We start from the raw sequence: 18,527 nt of genomic DNA, 5'->3' as shown, positions 1-18,527 counted from the left end.
GTTGACTTCTTCTCAGGCGCGACGGATCAAACGACCGGGCCGGCACTTGGCCGGCCCGGCAGCACTCAGGCGGACTTCTTGTTGAGCTTGCTGTGGCGCATGCCGTAGCCGAAGTAGATGCACAGGCCCAGCAGGGTCCAGCCGACGAACAGGTGCCAATGCACCACGAACGCCTGCCAGAACAGGAACAGGCACGACAGCGCGCCCAGCGGGCAGATCACCCACACCAGCGGCACGCGGAAGGGGCGCGGCAGTTCCGGGCGGGTATAGCGCAGGATCAGCACGCCGATGCAGACCGTGGCGAAGGCCAGCAGGGTGCCCATCGAGACCAGCTCGCCGAGCACGTTCAGCGGGACCATGCCGGCCAGCGCGGCGGCGATCACGCCGACCACGATCGTGGCCCAGTACGGGGTGCGGAAGCGCGCGTGGACCTTGCCGAACACCTTGGGCAGCAGGCCATCGCGGGAGATCGTGTAGGCGATGCGGGTCTGGCCCATCATCATCACCAGCACCACCGAGGAGAGGCCGGCGATCGCGCCGATTTCCACGGCGGTCTTCAGCCAGGACAGGCTCGGGTAGGCTTCCAGCGCGGTGGCCACCGGCTTGTCGGTGCCCAGCAGGTGGTAGGGCAGCATACCGGTCAGCACCGCGCAGACGATGATGTAGACGATGGTGCAGACCGCCAGCGAGCCGAGCAGGCCGATCGGCATGTTTCGCTGCGGGTCCTTCGTTTCACCGGCTGCGGTAGAGACCGCATCGAAGCCGATGTAGGCGAAGAACACGATGGTGGCTGCACGGAACACGCCGCTCCAGCCGAACTCGCCGGACACGCCGGTGTTTTCGGGGATGAAGGGGTGCCAGTTGGCCGGGTCCACGTGTGCCGCGCCGATGCCGATGAACAGGCAGATCACGAACACCTTGATCGTCACGATGATCGCGTTGACGAAGGCGGACTGGGTCACGCCCACGTACAGCAGGCCGGTCACGGCTGCCACGATCAGCACCGCTGGCATGTTGAACAGCTTGCCGGAGGCGATGAACTCCTGGCCGGTCCAGGCGATCGGCGCGGCACTGAGCGCATCCGGGAACGGCATGTGCAGCGTGGTGGTGATGAAGCTGATCAGGTACGCCGACCAGCCCACCGCGACCGATGCCGAGGCGAACAGGTACTCCAGCACCAGGCACCAGCCGATGAACCACGCCATGCCTTCGCCGAGGGTGGCGTAGGAATAGGAGTAGGCGCTGCCGGAGACCGGCATCATCGCCGCGAACTCGGCGTAGCACAGGCCGGCCAGCGCGCAGGCGATGCCGGCGAACACGAACGACAGCATCACCGCCGGGCCGGCGTGATTGGCTGCGGCCTGGCCGGTGAGCACGAAGATGCCGGCGCCGATCACCGCGCCGATGCCGAGCATGATGAGGTGCTTGGCTGTGAGGGTCCGTTTCAGCGTGGCTTCGCCGTCCAGGCTGCCTTCGATGGGCTCGCCGGCATCGACGTGCCCGGCCGGTTCGACCGGTTTGACCCTCAACAGAGACTTCAGCATGCAGTGCTTCCCTAAAATGGACAAAGGTGAGGCGCGCGGTACTTTGCCGCGCGCCCTGATGGCAACTGGGCGCCCCAACGGAGCGGGGCCCGCTGTACCTTAGCCAAAGCTGAAGCCTGCACACAAGCACAAATGCAGCATGACCCCGGCGATAATCGACAAATTCCGCCCGAACCCGCCGCTGCCATGCCGATGAACCCTGAATCCGTTGTCGTTGCTGATGCCGAACTGCGCGCCGAACTGGCCGCCTATGCGCAACGCCAGCCCGGACACGCCGCGCTATCTGCCGAATTCAGCACACTATTGGATGATCCGGAAAATCCGTTCCTGCGCGAGCGCCTGGCCGGCCACTTCACAGGCAGTGCGTGGCTGGTCAGCGCCGACGGGCAGCGCGTGCTGCTCACCCACCACCGCAAGCTGGACCGCTGGCTGCAATTGGGCGGCCACGCCGATGGCGACCGTGACCTGGCCCGGGTGGCGCTGAAGGAGGCCGAGGAAGAGTCGGGTCTGAGCGGGTTGGTGCTGGAGGATGGCGAGCTGTTCGACATCGACAAGCACTGGATCCCCGAGCGCAAGGACGTGCCCGGCCACTGGCATTACGACGCGCGCTACGTGGTGCGTGCGCTGGGCAGCGAGCAGTTCGCGCTCAGCGAAGAGTCGCTGGCCTTGGCCTGGCGGGATATCCGTGACGTGGCCAATGCGGCGATCGAGACGCCGGACGGTGACGATTCGCTGCCGCGGATGGCGAAGCGCTGGCTGGCGCGCTAACCCGAGGCCGAATTCGCTTCGCGGGCAAGACCCGGCGCGAACAGGGAGTGCCGAACCGCGCTCGGCAACCGCGCACCAGCGCGGCAACCGTCCGCAACCGGATGCCGCGCGACAGGCAACGCGTCGGTCGGGCGCCTGATCGCCGTCCGACGTCTGGGTCAGGCCATCGCGAGCCCGTAACGAAAAGCAGCCGAGCATGGCTCGGCTCTACCGGGATCCGGGTGCACCGCACCATGGCCGCCAATCCAGGGCGCACCGGTAATGCCGAACCATGCCCACCAACCGCGATCCGGCGCGCACCGCACCATGGCCGCCAACCGCGATCCGGCGCGAACCGCACCATGGCCGCCAACCGCGATCCGGCGCGAACCGCATCATGGCCGGCAATCCAGGGCGCGCCGGTAGTACCGAACCACGCCCAGCAACCGCGATCCGGTGCGAACGGGTAGTGCCGAGCCATGCTCGGCAACCGCGCACCGGCGCGGCAACCGTCCGCAACCGGATGCCGCCCGACAGGCAACGCGTCGGTCGGGCGCCTGACCGCCGTCCGACGTCTGGATGAGGCCATCGCGAGCCCGTAACGAAAAGCAGCCGAGCATGGCTCGGCTCTACCGGGATCCGGGTGTAAAGGGCCATGGCCGCCAATCCTGGGCGCACCGGAAATGCGGACCATGGCCGCCAACCGCGATCTGGCGCGAACCGCACCATGGCCGGCAATCCGGGGCGCACCGGTGACGCCGAACCATGGCCACCAACCGCGATCCGGTGCGAACGGGTAGTGCCGCACCATGGCCGCCAACCGCAATCCGACGCGAACCGGTAGTGCCGAGCCATGCTCGGCAACCGCGCACAGCGCGGCACGACATCCCGCCGCCGGGGAGCCCGGCGGGCGATCAATACAGTACGCGCGTCCGCAGCGTGCCCGGGATCGCGGCCAGCTCTTCGCGCACGGCCGTCGCCTGGGCCTCGCTGGCGGTGATGTCGATGACCACGTAGCCCACCTTGGGGTCGGTGCGCAGGAACTGGCCGTCGATGTTGACGTTGTGGCGCGAGAAGATCTCGTTGACCTTGGACAGCACGCCCGGCACGTTCTGGTGGATGTGCAGCAGGCGCAGGCTGTCTTCGTGCTCGGGCAGGGTCACTTCCGGGAAATTGACCGCCGACAGCGTGCTGCCGTTGTCGCTGTAGCGGACCAGCTTGGCCGCCACTTCCACGCCGATGTTGTCCTGCGCTTCCAGCGTGCTGCCGCCCACGTGCGGGGTCAGGATCACGTTGTCGTGCGCGGTCAGCGGCGACACGAACGCATCGCCGTTGCCCTTGGGCTCGATCGGGAACACGTCCACCGCCGCGCCGCCGATATGGCCGCTGTGCAGCGCCGCGTCCAGCGCGTCGATGTCGACCACGGTGCCGCGCGCGGCATTGATCAGGTGCGCGCCAGGACGCATGCGCGCCAGTTCGGCGGCGCCGATCATCCACTGCGTGGCCGGGGTTTCCGGCACGTGCACGGTGACGATGTCCGCGCGCGCGAGCAGGTCGTCCAGGCTGATCGCCGCGCGTGCATTGCCCAGCGACAGCTTGGTTTCCACGTCGTGGAAGATCACCTGCATGCCCATCGCCTCGGCCATCACCCCGACCTGGGTACCGATGTGGCCGTAGCCGATGATGCCCAGCGTCTTGCCGCGCACTTCATGGCTGCCGGCGGCCGATTTGGACCAGCCGCCGCGATGGCATTCGGCATTCTTCTGCGGGATGCCGCGGGTGAGCATGATCGCTTCGGCGATGACCAGCTCGGCCACGCTGCGGGTGTTGGAGTAGGGCGCGTTGAACACCGGGATGCCGGCCAGCTCGGCAGCGTCCAGGTCGACCTGGTTGGTGCCGATGCAGAAGCAGCCCACCGCCATCAGGCGCTTGGCATGGGCCAGCACCTCGGCGCTCAGCTGCGTGCGCGAGCGGATGCCGACAATGTGCGCCTCGGCGATGCGCGCCTTCAGTTCGTCTTCGGGCAGCGCCTTGCTGTGCAGTTCGATCTGCGAATAGCCGGCGGCGGTGAACACGTCGATCGCGGTCTGGCTCACCCCCTCCAGCAACAGCACGCGGATATCCTGCTTCGGGAACGAGGTCTTCTTCGGCGACATGGGCGGGTGCGGCATGGTGGGCGGGAGCACCCAACTATGCCAGAACGGGCCGCCGATTGTGCAGTGCGCCAATGGGCGCGGAGATGGTTTCAGATGCATCCGTTGACACGCGCCGGGTCGATGCCAGCGGTCGGGCCAGCGGCGGGGGTCTGCTACGCTTGGGAATTCCCTCGCCCAGTCCTGCTGCCATGACCGATCCGCGCCTTTCTTCGCTGTTGCAGGACTGCCCCGGGCTGCGGCTCAAGACCGATCCGGCCGACCTGGAGCACTACGGCCGCGACTGGACCCGGCGCTGGACCCCGGCGCCGCTGGCCATCGCGCTGCCGGGCAGCGTGGAGGAAGTGCAGGCGATCCTGCGCTGGGCGAGCGCCCAGCAGGTGGCGGTGGTGCCCTCCGGCGGCCGCACCGGCCTGTCCGGTGGCGCGGTCGCCGCGCAGGGCGAGCTGGTACTCAGCCTGGAACGCATGAACAAGCCGCTGGCCTTCGATGCCGTGGACCGCACCTTGACCGTGCAGGCCGGCATGGCGCTGGAAGCGGTGCACAACGCCGCGCTGGAACACGGCCTGATCTACCCGGTGGATTTCGCCGCGCGCGGGTCGTGCTCGATCGGCGGCAACATCGCCACCAACGCCGGCGGCATCCGCGTGATCCGCTACGGCAACACCCGCGAGTGGATCGCCGGGCTCAAGGTGGTCACCGCCAGCGGCGAGCTGCTGGAACTCAACAAGGGCCTGATCAAGAATTCCAGCGGCTACGATTTCCGCCAGCTGCTGATCGCCTCGGAGGGCACCCTGGGGGTGATCGTGGAGGCCACGTTGCGGCTGACCGATCCGCCGCCGGCCAGCAACGTGATGCTGCTGGCGCTGCCCAGCTTCGAGGTGTTGATGCAGGTGTTCGCCGCGTTCCGCGAGCGGTTGCAGCTGCAGGCCTTCGAATTCTTCACCGACCGCGCGCTCGAACACGTGCTCGCGCATGGCGCGCAGGCACCGTTCGCCGAGGTGCACCCGTTCTACGTGGTCACCGAGTTCGCCGCCGGCGACGAGGCCCAGGAGGCCGCCGCGATGGCCGCCTTCGAGGCCTGCATGGAGCAGGGCTGGGTCAGCGATGGCGTGGTCAGCGCGAGCGATGCGCAGGCCGCGCAGTTGTGGCGCCTGCGCGAGGGCATCACCGAAGCGGTGGCGCGTTACACGCCCTACAAGAACGACGTGTCGGTGCGGATCTCGGCGATGCCCGCGTTCATGGCCGAAACCCAGGCCCTGATCGGCCAGGCATATCCGCAGTTCGACGTGGTCTGGTTCGGCCACATCGGCGACGGCAACCTGCACATCAACGTGCTCAAGCCCGACGCCACCGCGAGCGCGGAATTCCTTGCCCAGTGCGAGCACGTCACCACGCTGCTGGCGCAGGTGCTGGCCCGTTTCGATGGCAGCATCTCGGCCGAGCATGGCATCGGGCTGGTCAAGAAAGGCTACCTGGACAGCACCCGCAGCGCGCCGGAAATCGCCTTGATGAAGGCGGTCAAACGTGCGTTTGATCCCCAAGGCCTGCTGAATCCCGGCAAGCTGTTTGACCTGTAGGCCGCGACAGGATTTCACCCAGCCTATACGCTCTGCGTTTTCCACCGCGAACGACACCCTGATGATGCGTCCGATCCTGCTTCTTGCCGTCCTCGCCCTGCCGCTGTCGGCGCTGGCCTCCAGCTTCGCCGGCTCCTCGGCCGGTTCCGCCTCCGGCGCGTCGTCGGCCGGTTCGTCCAGCTCGGACGATGACAAGATCGTGCTCGACGCGCGCGACGATGCGGCCGCGTTCGTCGCCAGCGATGGCGCCATCCGTGGCGCGCGCCTGGAGGCGGCGTTGCTGCACCTGCGCGAGCGCGATGTCGCCCAGCGCGACGCCAGCGACCTGGCCCTGGCCAAGGCGCTGCTGGCCCGTTGATGCACGTGCGTGGCCAGGCCCGCCGCTGGCGATGGGCGGCCCTGGCGGCGCTGCTGGCCGCGCCGCTGGCGCAGGCCGGTCTGCGCCTGGAACTGCAGGCCGACGGCCTGGATGCGGCCCAGCGGGTGGCCGCGCAGCGGGTACTGGACGAGGCGCCGCTGCCCGCCAGCTGGCAGGCGCGCTTCGATGCCCCGGTGCGCGTGCGCTGGAGCGATGCGCTTCCCGCGCAGGTGCATGGGCGCGCGCGCAACGGCGCCATCACCCTGCGCCGGCAGCTGCTCGACGAGGTGCAGGACGGGCAGCCGCTGCCGCGAGCGGTGCAGGCCGCGCTCATCCATGAACTGACCCACGTGCTCGACCGCAGCCGCGCTGGCGGCTGGTCGCGCAGCGCACGCTGGCGCGACCTCAGTGGCTGGCAGCAGCGCCCGTGGCGGATGGGGCGCAGCGGCAATCATTTCAGCCAGCGCAGCCCGGACCCGTACGAGCGCGCCAGCCCGGCCGAGTTCCTCGCCGTCAACGCCGAACACTTCCTGCTCGACCCTGGCTATGCCTGCCGCCGTCCCGCGCTCGCGGCGTGGTTCGACAGCACCATCGGCACGCGCGGCGACGATGCAGCGCGTTGCGATGCGCGGATGCCCCTGGTCCAGAGCGACGATGCCACCGGCGCGGCGTCGCTGCTGGAGCTGGACCCGGCCCGTGTGTACGCGGTGGATTACCTGCTGGCCGAGGGCAACGACCAGATGATGAGCCGATGGGGCCACAGCATGCTGCGGCTGGTGATCTGCGCGCCGGGGCGGCCGCCGGGCCCGGCCTGCCGCATGGACCTGGCCCATCACCGCGTGCTGTCCTTCCGCGCATTCGTCGGCGACGTGCAGATCTCCAGCTGGCGCGGCCTGACCGGTTCCTATCCCTCGCGCCTGTTCGTGCTGCCGCTCAACCAGGTGATCAACGAATACACCCAGGTGGAGCTGCGCGGGCTGGCCTCGGTGCCACTGCGGCTGCAGCCGACCGAGATTGCCAGCCTGCTCGAACGCGTGGCGCAGGTGCATTGGAGCTACGACGGCCGCTACCTGTTCGTCAGCAACAACTGCGCGGTGGAAACCGGCAAGCTGCTGCAGGCGGGCGTGCCGGGGTGGGCCACGCCGGGATTGAACCGGATCACGCCGCGCGGCCTGCTGGCCAGGCTGCAACGGCAGGGGCATGCGGACGGTTCGGTGTTGCGTGATCGCGATGCCGCGTTGCGCCAGGGCTACTACTTCGCCTCTGCCCAGGACCACTACCAGCAGCTGTTCGACGTCGCGCGGGCCGAGCTTCCGCTCGGCGCGGACCGCGTCGAAGAGTGGCTGCGCCAACCGGCGGCCCGGCGCGCAGCCTCGCTGGAGGAGGGCGGGTTGCGTGCCACCGCCGCGCTGCTGCTGCTGGAACAGGCGGTGCGCCAGCGCGAGGAGCTGCGCGCGCGCGACCTGCTCAAGCGCACCCTGGCGGCCCCGGCCGATGCCGGCGACGACGCGCGCCAGGCCTTGATGGCCCTGCTGCGCGATTCCGGCCAGCTGGTCAGCCCTGCCGCACTCGTGCCGGCCGGTGGCTATGGCCTGCCGCTGGGCAGCGAGCGCGCCGCCGCGGCGGCGTCCACTGCGGCGATCAGCCAGCGTGCGGTGCCGGGCTGGCAGGCGCTTGCCCAGCGACTGCGCGCGCGGCTGCCGGCGGCGCACCAGGAGGAACTGCGGATCACCGACGACAACCTGGAACGGCTGGGTGCGCGGATGCGTTTGCTGGCCCGCGCCGACACCGCCGCCGGCGCTGACCTGCACTGAGGTCGCTGCCGCGCATGCGCGCGCCGAGCGCCGGCGACGCGATGGCGCGGACGGGGCCGGAGTCAGTGCCGCTTCACCTGCGGCTGCAGGGTGCGGGCTAGGATGGTGCGTTGAATGCAACAACCGCAAGGAGTTCCACATGCGTGCTTCCCCCTGGCTTTTGAGCCTCGCCATCGCGGCCGGGCTGGCCGCCTGCCAGCCGGCGCAACAGGGTGGCGACACCGCCAGTGCAGGCGCGACCGACCAGGCCCCACCGCCGCCGGTCGCGGCTACGTCCGACGAGCGCAGCTATGTCTTCCAGTGCGGCGAGCTGACGGTGCATGCGACGTATCGGGGGCAGGATTCGGCCACCGTGGTGGTGGGCGACCGCACCTTCGCGATGTCATCGCAGCCGGCCGCCTCCGGGGCCAGATACAGCGACGGTCAAGGCACCACGTTCTGGACCCGGGGCACCACCGACGGCACCCTGGCGTTGTACGGGGAGCCGGACCGCACCTGCACCGGGTCGGGTGCGGAAGGGGTGGCAGCGCCGGGGCCGGCCGCGGCGGGCACCGCGGCGGCGGGCTTCCGGGCGACCGGCAATGAGCCGGGCTGGCTGGCGGAAGTAGCCGCCGGCGCGACGCCCAGCCTGCGGGTGGAAACGGATTACGGGCAGCGTACCTTCGAGATTCCGCTGCCGACCCAGGGCAAGGATGGCTGGTCGGGCAAGGCCGCCGATGGCACCGACATCAAGCTCACCTTCCAGCGCACGGTCTGCCAGGACGACATGAGTGGGCAGGCGTTCGGGACCACGGCGATGCTGACCGTGGGCGCGCGGCAGTACCACGGCTGTGGTGATTTCGGCGGGGCGCCGACGCTGGCCGCCAAACCGTGAACCGAGGGTGGATCAGCGCACGTCCTGCGGGCGGCAGTGGTCCGCCGCGACGTCGGTGAACAGGTCGTAGCGGTTGCCCACGCCGATCAGTGCTTCGCGCAGCGCGCAGTCGTCATGATGGCGCTCGTAGAGGTCGGCGAAGATGCGTTCGCGGCCATCGCAATAGCGCTCGCTGGCGGTCTCGAGTTCCAGTCGCCGCGCTTCATCGTAGGCTTCTTCGCCCGCGAAGTGCTGGCAGGTGTTTTCGCGTTCGAGGAACGCGCGCACGTCGGCCGGCATCTGGCAGTAGATGCGGATGTCGTCCAGGTCGCCGATGTCGTTGGAGACCGCGCAGCCGGCGGCAGCCCGCGCCTGCTCGAGCTCATCCATGTCGGGCATGCCGCCACTGGGGTCGCTGTCGGCGTCCGAGGGGGCGTCCACGGCCGGTGCAGCGGCAGCCGGGGCGTCGGTAACGCGGTCCGCTGCGGCGACGTCGCCCTGGCTTGACGCCGGCGGGGCGGCATCCACTGCATCAATGCTGCTGTCCGCTGCCCGCGGCGCGCACGCCGCGAGCAGGGCCAGGCAACCGAGCAGCGCGACGCGCTTAGTCGGCACGGCCGGCAAATTCACCGGTGGTGGTGTTGACCAGCACGCGCTCGCCGTTGGCGATGTACTCGGGCACCATGATCTCGATACCGGTGCTGAGCTTGGCCGGCTTCGGGCGTTTGGTGGCGGTGCCGCCCTTCATTTCCGGCGGGGTTTCGACCACTTCCAGCACCACGCTGGTCGGCAGCTGCACGCCCACCGGGGTTTCGTCGATCACCTGCACGTAGATGCCGGTCAAGCCGTCGGTGATGTAGCCGGCGTCGTCGCCGAGCACGTCCGCGTCGACCATGTACGGGGTGTAGTCCTCGTCATCCAGGAACACGAACGCATCGCCGTCCTTGTAGGAATAGGTGGACTGGCGGCGCAGCAGTTCGACTTCCGGCAGGTTGTCGTCGGCATCGAAGCTGGCATCGAGCTTGTTGCCGCCCGGCACGCTGTACATGATGAAGCGGAAGCGGACGTTGCCGCCGCGGCCCTGCGGCGAGCTGCGCTCGATGTCGCGGATCTGGTAAACGCCGTTGTTGTATTCGACGACGTTGCCTTTCTTGATGTCGTTGGCTTTCATGGACTGAAGGTCGGTTCGTGGGAGGTCAGGGCGCCAGACCGGGCGCCCGGCGGGATGGGAATGCGGGTTACTTCGGCGCCAGCCGCACCGCGCCGTCCAGGCGGATGGTCTCGCCGTTGAGGTAGGTGTTGCCGAGGATGTGGCCGACCAGGCCGGCGAAATCCTCCGGCTTGCCCAGGCGCGGCGGGAACGGGATCGAGGCGGCCAGCGACTCCTGCACGGCCGGCGGCATGCCATCCACCATCGGCGTCCAGAAGATGCCCGGGGCGATGGTCATGACGCGGATGCCGAAGCGCGACAGCTCGCGCGCCATCGGCAGGGTCATGCTGACCACGCCGCCCTTGGAGGCGGCATACGCGGCCTGGCCGATCTGGCCCTCGTAGGCAGCCACGCTGGCGGTGTTGATGATGACCCCGCGCTCGCCGTCCTCGCCCGGGGTGTTGTGCTGCATGCGGTTGGCCGCGGCCTTGGCCACGTTGAAGCTGCCGACCAGGTTGACCATCACCGTGGCCTGGAAACTGGCCAGCGGCATCGGCGCTTCCTTGCCGAGCACGCGGCCGGCACCGAGGATGCCCGCGCAGCTGATCGCGGCATTGAGGCCGCCAAGGAAGTCGTGCGCGGCATCGATCTGCGCGGCAACGGCGGCTTCATCGCTGACGTTGGTGGTGAAGTAGCGGGCATTGGCCTCGCCAAGCCCGGCCACCGCGGCCGCGCCCTTGTCGTCATTGAGGTCGAACAGGGCCACCTTGGCGCCGTGGGCGACCAGGTACTGGGCCACGGACAGGCCGAGGCCGGAGACGCCACCGGTGATGACGGCACGGACTGAAGACAGCTGCATTGCGTGGTTCCGCTGGTTCGGGAACCGCCGATTCTAGCGGAAGCCGGCGCCGCCGCCGTTGTGCAGTGCGCGCGCGCTCAGTGGCGGTGGACCAGCCGCCGTGCGAATTCGTCGGCCGGCAGCCCCGGGGCGAACAGGAAGCCCTGGCCCACCGACACCCCGAGGGCCTGCAGGAAACGCCGCTGCGGCTCCGACTCGATGCCCTCGGCCACCAGCCCCAGGCCCAGGCTGCGCGCGATGCCGCAGACCGCCTCGCAGACCGCTTCATCGGAGCGGTTGCCGGGCACGCCTTCGACGAACAGCTGGCTGAGCTTGAGCCCGTGGATCGGCAGACGACGCAGGTAGTTCAGCGCGCTGTAGCCCTCGCCGAAGTCGTCGATGGTGAGCAGCACGCCCATCTCGCGCAGGCGGGCAAAGGTCTGCAGGGTGTCCGGGGCGTCCTCGATCAGCACCCGCTCGGTGAACTCCAGTTCGAGCGCGCTGCCGGGCAGGCCGAACTCGTCCAGCACCTGGCGCACGTTGCGGGCCAGGTCCTCGCCGACGAACTGGCGGTAGGACACGTTCACCGCCACCCGCACGATGCCCAGCCCGGCGTCCTGCCAGGCGCGGATCTGGCGGCAGGCCTCGCGCAGCACCCACAGCCCGATCCGGACGATGTCGCCGGTGCTCTCGGCATGGCCGATGAAGATGTCCGGCCGCAGCTCGCCCAGCTGCGAATTGCGCCAGCGGATCAGGGCCTCGGCCGCCACCATGCGGCCGTCATGCAGGTTCACCTGCGGCTGGTAGACCAGGTGGAACTCGTCGTCGTCCAGGGCCCGGTGCAGGCGGCTTTCGATCTGCAGGCGGTCGTGCTGGCGCTGCGCCAGCTCCGGAGAGAACACCTGCCAGCCGTTGCGGGTGCGTCGCTTGCAGTCGTACATGGCGATGTCCGCGTTCTGGATCAGCTGCTGTGGGCGCAGCCCATCCTGCGGGGCACGCGCGATGCCGATGCTGGTGGTGACCGCGAACTCGTCGCTGCCGAAGCGGAACGGGGTGCTGAAGCCGCGGGTGATCGCCTCGGCCAGGCGCTCGGGCTGGTCGGCCTGGTCGCGGGTGTCGCAGACCACCAGGAACTCGTCGCCGCCGAACCGCGCCAGCAGCCCTTCGGTACCGATCGCGGTGGCGATGCGGCGGGTGGCGTCGATCAGCAGTTCGTCGCCGGCGTTGTGGCCGAGCAGGTCATTGACCGTCTTGAACCGGTCCAGATCGATGTACAGCACGGCCACCCGGCAATGGGTGGGGTTGGCCATGCGCGTGGACAGGTCGTTGAGTACCGCGTCGCGGTTCATGATGCCGGTGAGCGGGTCGGTACGGGCCTGGATGCGCAGGGTTTCCTCGGCCTGCTTGCGCGCGGTGATGTCCTGCACGGTGCCGGCGATGCGCGCGGCGTCGACGTCGCCGGCCTCGGCCTCACCGATCATCCGCACCCAGAACGAATGGCCGTCACTGCGCTGGCCCTGCAGTTCCAGTTCGAACGGGGCCTGCTTGTCGATCACGTCCAGCAGCGCCTGCTGCAGCTGCGAGCGGTCGTCCACGCGCAGGCATTCCAGCAGGTGGGCCATGTCGTGCAGCGGCAGCGCCTGGCCGAGGATGCGGTTGGCCTCGTCGGTGAGATACAGCCGCTGCAGGCCGCGGTCCCATTCCCAGCCGCCGATGTGCGCCAGCGACTGGGCGCGGTCGAACAGCGCGTTGGTGCGCTTGAGTTCGGTGATGTCGCTGAACATGCCGAACACATGGTCCGGACAATCGCGGCCGGTGCCAAACACCGGCACGTTGGTGGTGGAGATCCAGATCATGCGGCCGCGCGGGCGGTGGTACAGCCCGACGATGGTGCTGCGGATGATCCGCCCGGTGCGCAGCGATACCGCCGCCGGCCATTGCTCGCGGGTGAGCGGGTGGCCGTGTTCGTCCACGCAGATCCAGTCATCCGGGGCCAGCATCGCCTGCAGGCTGCCGCCGTTGCCGGCGGTGCCGAGGATGCGATGCGCGGCCGGGTTGGCCGAGACCACGCGCAGGTGGGCGTCGAACAGGACCACGCCCTTGTCGATCGACTCCATCAGCAACCGGTAGCGCGATTCGGCCTGCCAGCGGCTGCTGAGGTCGCGCGCCACCGCCACGATGCAGTGCTCGCCCTGGTGCTCGAAACCCGCCGAGTGCACCTCCACCGGGAAGCGGCTGCCGTCGCCGCGCATGTTGGTGACTTCGATGACGTAGGTCTCATCGCGCCGCAGCGCCTCCCACACCGGGTCGAGGTGATCGCTGGGCAGGTCCGGGTTGAGCAGTTCGATCGGCTGCCCGACGATGTCCTCGCGCGGGCGGCCGTAGGCGCGCACGCCGGCCTTGTTGAGGTCCAGCACCACGCCGGTTTCGCTGAGGATGCTGACCGGGTCGGGCACCGCATCGAACAGCGCGGCGTAGCGGCGCAGTGCCAGCTGGCGCTCGTCCATCGCTTCCTGCAGCGCCTGCTGCACATCGCGCAGCAGGGTCCGCAGGTCGGCCTCGCCGGGGATGCGTGCGAGCGCCTGGTCCATGGCGGCCAGCGCGTGGACGTGGGCGGTGAGGTGGTCACCGACCGCAACGTTCCGGCGCGGGCCGCGGCGACTCATGTGGCCGCCAGCGCCTTGCCGGCCTTGCTGCCGGTCTCGCGGCCGAGCCGCGCGGCCAGCCAGCGGCCGGTCGTGGCCAGCGCCGGCAGGTCGATGCCGGTGCGCATGCCGATGCCGTGCAGCAGGTACACCACGTCCTCGCTGGCGACGTTGCCGCTGGCCCCCTTGGCGTAGGGGCAGCCGCCCGCGCCGGACACCGCCGAATCCACCACGCGCACGCCTTCCTCCAGGCACGCGTCGATGTTGGCCAGCGCCTGCCCGTAGGTATCGTGGAAGTGCACCGCCAGCGCGGCCATCGGCACTTCGGCGGCCACGGCGTGCAGCATCGCGCGCGCCTTGCGCGGCGTGCCCACGCCGATGGTGTCGCCCAGCGAAATTTCGTAACAGCCCATCGCGTGCAGCGCGCGCGCCACCCGCACCACCTCGCTGACCGGCACCTCGCCTTGGTAGGGGCAGCCGAGCACAGTGGAGACATAGCCGCGCACCTTCACCCCATCGGCCCTGGCGCGTTCGAGGATCGGAGCAAAGCGCGCCAGCGATTCGTCGATGCCGGCGTTGGTGTTGGTGCGGTTGAAGGTTTCCGAGGCGGCGGTGAACACCGCCACTTCCTGCACGCCCACGGCGCGCGCCCGGTCATAGCCCTGCTCGTTGGGCACCAGCACCGGGTAGGCGATTCCGGGCCGGCGCTCGATCCCGGCGTAGACCTCGGCGGCGTCGGCCAGTTGCGGCACCCAGCGCGGGCTGACGAAGCTGGTGGCCTCGATGGTGCGCAGGCCGGTCAGCGACAGCTGCCGGACCAGCTCGATCTTGTCGGCGGTGGCCACCGGCTGGGCTTCGTTCTGCAGGCCATCGCGCGGGCCCACCTCGACGATGCGGACGAAGGTGTCATCCATGGCAGGCCTCCCGGCGAACGGGATGGCGCACAGCAGGCTGCGTAGGGGGCGGGGTTGGGGTCACAGGGATACCAGGGAAAGGAGGGTGGCCCACGGTCCCCGGCGGGCCACGAAAGGGGGATACGCGGGATGGGCGACAAAGCGGCCATCCTGCGCCAGGCGCACGCGGTCGTCGGGGGCGACCGCCGGGCGTCAGCCCGGGCGGTGGCAGACCGCTTCGATGTTGTTGCCGTCCGGATCGAGGACGAAGGCCCCGTAATAGTCGGGGTGGTAATACTCGCGGATGCCCGGGGCGCCGTTGTCGCGGCCACCGGCGGCCAGCGCCGCGGCATGGAAGGCATCCACTTCGGCGCGGCTGTCGGCACTGAAGGCGACGTGGACGCCGCCGTGGGCGCCGGGCGCATTGCCGATCCAGAAGTCCGGCTTGCCGGTGCGGCCGAAGCCGGCGTGGTCGTGCGCGCCGGTCTGTTCGGCGCCGACCTGCATCACCACCGTGATGCCGAGTGGCGCCAGGGCCTGCTGGAAGAAGGCCAGGCTGCGCGTGAAGTCGGCGCAGCGGATACCGATATGGTCAAGCATGTCCGAGTCCTCAGTCCTGGGTAACCCAATGCGGGGCGCGCTTGTCCAGGAAGGCGCCGAGGCCCTCCTGGCCCTCGGCCGAGACCCGCAGCCGCGCGATCAGCGCGGCATTGTCGCGGTCCAGCGCATCGCGGTCGCGGCCCGCGCTGACCCGACGCACCAGGTCCTTGGCCAGGGCCGAGGCGATCGGGCCGGCCTTGTCCAGCAGGCCTAGCTGGCGTTGCACGGCCTCGTCGATGCGTTCAGGTTCGATCAGCTGGTGGACCAGCCCGATCCGCAAGGCGGTGTCGGCGTCGAAGTGCTCGCCGGTGGCGAACCAGCGCCGTGCCTGGCGGGGGCCGATGGCGTCGATCACGTACGGGGAGATCACCGCCGGCAGCAGCCCCAGCCGGCTTTCGGTCAGGCCGAACCGGGCCGTGGTGCTGGCGATGGCGATGTCGCAGCAGGCCACCATGCCGACCCCGCCACCGAAGGCGGCGCCGTGCACCCGCGCGATGGTCGGCTTGGGCAGCTCGTCCAGCGTGCGCATCAACTGCGCCAGGGCCAGCGAATCCTGGCGGTTGGCCTCTTCGCTGGCGGCGGCCATGCCGCGCATCCACTGCATGTCCGCGCCCGCCGAGAACGAAGCCCCCTGGCCGGCCAGCACCACCGCACGCACCTGCTCGTCGCGCCCGGCGGCGTCCAGCGCCGCGGTGAGCTGGGCGATCAGGGCCGCATCGAAGGCGTTGTGCAGGGTGGGGCGGTTCAGCCACAGGGTCAGCACCGAGGCGCTGCGTTCTATCCTTAATGCATCACTCATGGGGGTCTGCGGTCGGTCCATACATGTACGGATCATAGCGGGCCATTGGTCACGGGCAATGACGCGGCGCGGCGATGGTAGAATTGATAACCATTCCTATCATCGAGAAGGCGCTCCGTGACGTTGTCCGATCTGGCGCTGTACGACTCCGCCCTGGTGGCGTCCGTGCAGGAACTACACGCAAACGATGCGATCGCCCGCCGTCTGAAGGAGCTTGGCTTCGTCGAAGGGGAAGAAGTGCGTCTGGTAGCCCGTGGTCCGGTCGGCGCCGAGCCGCTGCTGGTGCAGGTCGGGTTCACGCGCTTCGCCCTGCGCCGCAGTGAGGCGTCGCGCATCGTGGTGACCGCGCTGCCGGGCGGGGAGGCGCGCGCATGAGCGCTGCGACCGCCGCCCTGCGCGTGGCGCTGGTGGGTAACCCCAACAGCGGCAAGACCGCGCTGTTCAACCAGTTGACCGGCAGCCGCCAGAAGGTGGCCAATTACACCGGCGTGACCGTGGAGCGCAAGGAAGGCCGCCTGCGCGCGCCGTCCGGGCGCGAGTTTGCCGTGCTCGACCTGCCGGGTGCCTACAGCCTGCAGCCCGCCAGCCTGGACGAGGCGATCACCCGCGACCTGTGCCGGGGCTTCTACCCGGGCGAGGCCGCGCCGGACGTGCTGCTGTGCGTGATCGACGCGACCAACCTGCGCCTGCACCTGCGCTTCGCGCTGGAGCTGCGCGAGCTGGGCAAGCCGATGATCGTGGCGCTCAACATGGTCGATGCCGCCCAGCGTCGGGGCATCAAGATCGACGTGCGGGCCCTGGAACAGGCGCTGGGCGTGCCGGTGGTGGAAACCGTGGCCGTGCGCCGCAATGGCGCCCAGGCGCTGGTCGAGCGGCTGGACGGCATGGTGCCGCACCTGCAGGCGCCGGTGGCGGCACCGGCCGAAGACCGGGACTACCACGCCCAGGTGCGCGCCATCCTGGCCGCCGCGGTGAGCATGCCCACGCGCACCGCGAAGGTGGACGATGCGCTGGACCGCTGGCTGCTGCACCCGGTGTTCGGGTTGTTGACCCTCGCAGTGGTGATGTTCCTGATCTTCCAGGCGGTCTATGCCTGGGCCACGCCGGTGATGGACCTGATCGAGGCCGGTACCGGGGCGCTGGGCGAGTGGGTCGGTGGCGCGCTGCCGGAAGGGCCGCTCAACAGCCTGCTGACCGACGGCATCATTGCCGGCGTGGGCGGGGTGATCATCTTCCTGCCGCAGATCCTGATCCTGTTCGCCTTCATCCTGGCGCTGGAGGAATCGGGATACCTGCCGCGGGCCGCGTTCCTGCTGGATCGGATGATGGCGGCGGCGGGCCTGTCCGGGCGCTCGTTCATCCCGCTGCTGTCCAGCTTCGCCTGTGCCGTGCCGGGCATCATGTCCACCCGCAGCATCCAGGACCCGCGGGATCGCCTGGCCACGATCCTGGTGGCCCCCTTGATGACCTGTTCGGCGCGCCTGCCGGTGTATGCGCTGCTGATCGGTGCGTTCATTCCGCAGAAGCAGGTCTGGGGCGTGTTCAACCAACAGGGGCTGGTGCTGTTCGGCTTGTACGCGGCCGGCATCGTCAGCGCGCTGCTGATGTCCTGGTCCATGAAGAAGTGGCGTCGCGACAAGAGCGAGCACCCGTTGATGCTGGAGCTGCCGTCCTACCGCATTCCGCACCCGCGCGACCTGGCGGTGGGGCTGTACGAGCGCGGCATGATCTTCCTCAAGCGCGTGGGTGGCATCATCCTGGCGCTGACCATCCTGTTGTGGGTGCTGCTGTCGTTCCCGGGGGCACCGGAGAACGCGACAATGCCGGCGATCGACTACAGCTTCGCCGGCCAGATCGGGCACGCGATGGCGGTATTCTTCGCGCCGCTGGGCTTCAACTGGCAGATCTGCATCGCCCTGATCCCGGGCCTGGCCGCGCGTGAAGTGGCCGTGGCGTCGCTGGCCACGGTGTATGCGCTGTCGGCTGCCGATGACGACGCCGCCAGCCAGGCGCTGACCCCGCTGATCAGCGATGGCTGGTCGCTGGCCACCGCGCTGTCGCTGCTGGTCTGGTACATCTACGCGCCGATGTGCATTTCCACGCTGGCCACGATCAAGCGCGAAACCAACTCGTGGAAGCAGATGGGCTTTGCCACCTTCTACCTGTTCGCGGCCGCCTACATCGCCTCGCTGGTCACCTACCAGGTGACCGTGGCACTGGGCGGCGGCTGATGGACGCCGGCCTGCTGCTGCAGTACGCCGTGATCGCGCTGGCCGTGCTGGTCAGCGCGTGGGTGGTGATGAAGAAGCAGTTCCCCGGCGTGGTGCGCAGAATCCGCGGTGCGATCGCGCTGATGCTGGTCAAGCCGCAGCGCGCCGCCTGGCAGCAGGCGTTGGGGCGCAGGATCGCACCGCCGGCCAGCGGCGGTGGCGGGGCCTGCGGCGGCTGCGACAGCTGCGGCCCGACCCCGCCCAAACAGCATTGAGCCGGCGCACCCGACGCACCAACACCGTAGAGCCACGCCATGCGTGGCTGGCAGAAGCCGACGCACCA

At 69.4% G+C, this 18,527-nt stretch carries 17 protein-coding genes; 8 read left to right on the top strand and 9 right to left on the bottom strand.

Features of this window, described 5'->3' with window-relative positions; translation table 11 throughout:
• Positions 1 to 65: 65 nt before the first annotated feature.
• Positions 66 to 1,544: an amino acid permease gene (locus AC06FD_RS16495; RefSeq protein WP_478078370.1), complete on the bottom strand. Its 1,479-nt coding sequence runs from the start codon at positions 1,542 to 1,544 to the stop codon at positions 66 to 68.
• A 186-nt stretch (positions 1,545 to 1,730) separates the two neighbouring features.
• Between AC06FD_RS16495 and AC06FD_RS16490 the strand changes: the two genes are divergently transcribed.
• Entirely contained in the window at positions 1,731 to 2,312 is a 582-nt protein-coding gene (locus tag AC06FD_RS16490; RefSeq protein WP_394163724.1) for an NUDIX hydrolase, read from the top strand.
• Between the two features lie 893 nt (positions 2,313 to 3,205).
• On the opposite strand, the gene serA is transcribed toward AC06FD_RS16490, so the two are convergent.
• Positions 3,206 to 4,447: a phosphoglycerate dehydrogenase gene (gene serA, locus AC06FD_RS16485; RefSeq protein WP_394163725.1), complete on the bottom strand. Its 1,242-nt coding sequence runs from the start codon at positions 4,445 to 4,447 to the stop codon at positions 3,206 to 3,208.
• Positions 4,448 to 4,635: 188 nt separating this feature from the next.
• On the opposite strand from serA, the gene AC06FD_RS16480 reads away from it, so the two are divergent.
• From AC06FD_RS16480 to AC06FD_RS16465, 4 genes are all read left to right on the top strand, one after another.
• The gene (locus tag AC06FD_RS16480) at positions 4,636 to 6,024 is read left to right on the top strand and encodes an FAD-binding oxidoreductase (protein WP_259202439.1); all 1,389 of its coding nucleotides are present in this window, start codon (positions 4,636 to 4,638) and stop codon (positions 6,022 to 6,024) included.
• Between the two features lie 61 nt (positions 6,025 to 6,085).
• Entirely contained in the window at positions 6,086 to 6,382 is a 297-nt protein-coding gene (locus tag AC06FD_RS16475; RefSeq protein ID WP_478078369.1) for a DUF2388 domain-containing protein, read from the top strand.
• Positions 6,382 to 8,196 carry a DUF7844 domain-containing protein gene (locus tag AC06FD_RS16470; RefSeq protein ID WP_478078368.1) on the top strand — a complete coding sequence of 605 codons (1,815 nt, stop codon included), beginning with the start codon at positions 6,382 to 6,384 and terminating at the stop codon, positions 8,194 to 8,196. Before AC06FD_RS16475 ends, AC06FD_RS16470 begins: the two co-directional genes overlap by 1 nt.
• A gap of 139 nt (positions 8,197 to 8,335) precedes the next feature.
• Entirely contained in the window at positions 8,336 to 9,070 is a 735-nt protein-coding gene (locus AC06FD_RS16465) for an MliC family protein (protein ID WP_478078367.1), read from the top strand.
• Positions 9,071 to 9,082: 12 nt separating this feature from the next.
• Here AC06FD_RS16465 and AC06FD_RS16460 read toward each other — a convergent pair whose 3' ends face one another.
• From AC06FD_RS16460 to AC06FD_RS16430, 7 genes are all read right to left on the bottom strand, one after another.
• On the bottom strand, positions 9,083 to 9,664 hold the full coding sequence (locus tag AC06FD_RS16460) for a hypothetical protein (protein ID WP_478078366.1): 582 nt from the start codon (positions 9,662 to 9,664) through the stop codon (positions 9,083 to 9,085).
• A complete protein-coding gene (gene yeiP / locus AC06FD_RS16455; protein WP_394163731.1) occupies positions 9,654 to 10,220 on the bottom strand; it encodes an elongation factor P-like protein YeiP in 567 nt (188 codons plus the stop codon). Before yeiP ends, AC06FD_RS16460 begins: the two co-directional genes overlap by 11 nt.
• Before the next feature lie 67 nt (positions 10,221 to 10,287).
• Positions 10,288 to 11,058, bottom strand: coding sequence for an SDR family NAD(P)-dependent oxidoreductase (locus AC06FD_RS16450; RefSeq protein ID WP_478078365.1), 771 nt, complete (start codon positions 11,056 to 11,058; stop codon positions 10,288 to 10,290).
• A 77-nt stretch (positions 11,059 to 11,135) separates the two neighbouring features.
• Positions 11,136 to 13,703: a sensor domain-containing protein gene (locus tag AC06FD_RS16445; RefSeq protein ID WP_449336302.1), complete on the bottom strand. Its 2,568-nt coding sequence runs from the start codon at positions 13,701 to 13,703 to the stop codon at positions 11,136 to 11,138.
• Complete coding sequence (locus AC06FD_RS16440) at positions 13,700 to 14,596, bottom strand: hydroxymethylglutaryl-CoA lyase (RefSeq protein WP_478078364.1); 897 nt, start codon at positions 14,594 to 14,596, stop codon at positions 13,700 to 13,702. The genes AC06FD_RS16445 and AC06FD_RS16440 overlap by 4 nt, the downstream gene beginning before the upstream one ends.
• A gap of 192 nt (positions 14,597 to 14,788) precedes the next feature.
• Positions 14,789 to 15,175: a VOC family protein gene (locus AC06FD_RS16435; RefSeq protein WP_478078363.1), complete on the bottom strand. Its 387-nt coding sequence runs from the start codon at positions 15,173 to 15,175 to the stop codon at positions 14,789 to 14,791.
• A 10-nt stretch (positions 15,176 to 15,185) separates the two neighbouring features.
• Positions 15,186 to 15,974: an enoyl-CoA hydratase-related protein gene (locus tag AC06FD_RS16430; RefSeq protein ID WP_478078362.1), complete on the bottom strand. Its 789-nt coding sequence runs from the start codon at positions 15,972 to 15,974 to the stop codon at positions 15,186 to 15,188.
• Positions 15,975 to 16,091: 117 nt separating this feature from the next.
• Between AC06FD_RS16430 and AC06FD_RS16425 the strand changes: the two genes are divergently transcribed.
• Genes AC06FD_RS16425 through AC06FD_RS16415 form a run of 3 tightly spaced genes read left to right on the top strand, consistent with a single transcriptional unit; the run spans position 16,092 to position 18,459 of the window.
• Positions 16,092 to 16,349 carry a FeoA family protein gene (locus AC06FD_RS16425; RefSeq protein WP_259202454.1) on the top strand — a complete coding sequence of 86 codons (258 nt, stop codon included), beginning with the start codon at positions 16,092 to 16,094 and terminating at the stop codon, positions 16,347 to 16,349.
• On the top strand, positions 16,346 to 18,205 hold the full coding sequence (gene feoB / locus AC06FD_RS16420) for a ferrous iron transport protein B (protein WP_478078361.1): 1,860 nt from the start codon (positions 16,346 to 16,348) through the stop codon (positions 18,203 to 18,205). Before AC06FD_RS16425 ends, feoB begins: the two co-directional genes overlap by 4 nt.
• On the top strand, positions 18,205 to 18,459 hold the full coding sequence (locus AC06FD_RS16415) for a DUF6587 family protein (protein ID WP_478078360.1): 255 nt from the start codon (positions 18,205 to 18,207) through the stop codon (positions 18,457 to 18,459). Before feoB ends, AC06FD_RS16415 begins: the two co-directional genes overlap by 1 nt.
• Positions 18,460 to 18,527: the final 68 nt, after the last annotated feature.

The sequence above is a fragment of the Stenotrophomonas sp. Steno-Z1 genome, assembly GCF_056393175.1.
Note: the sequence above shows the minus strand (reverse complement) of the source record. Positions and strands in the feature narration are given on the sequence as shown.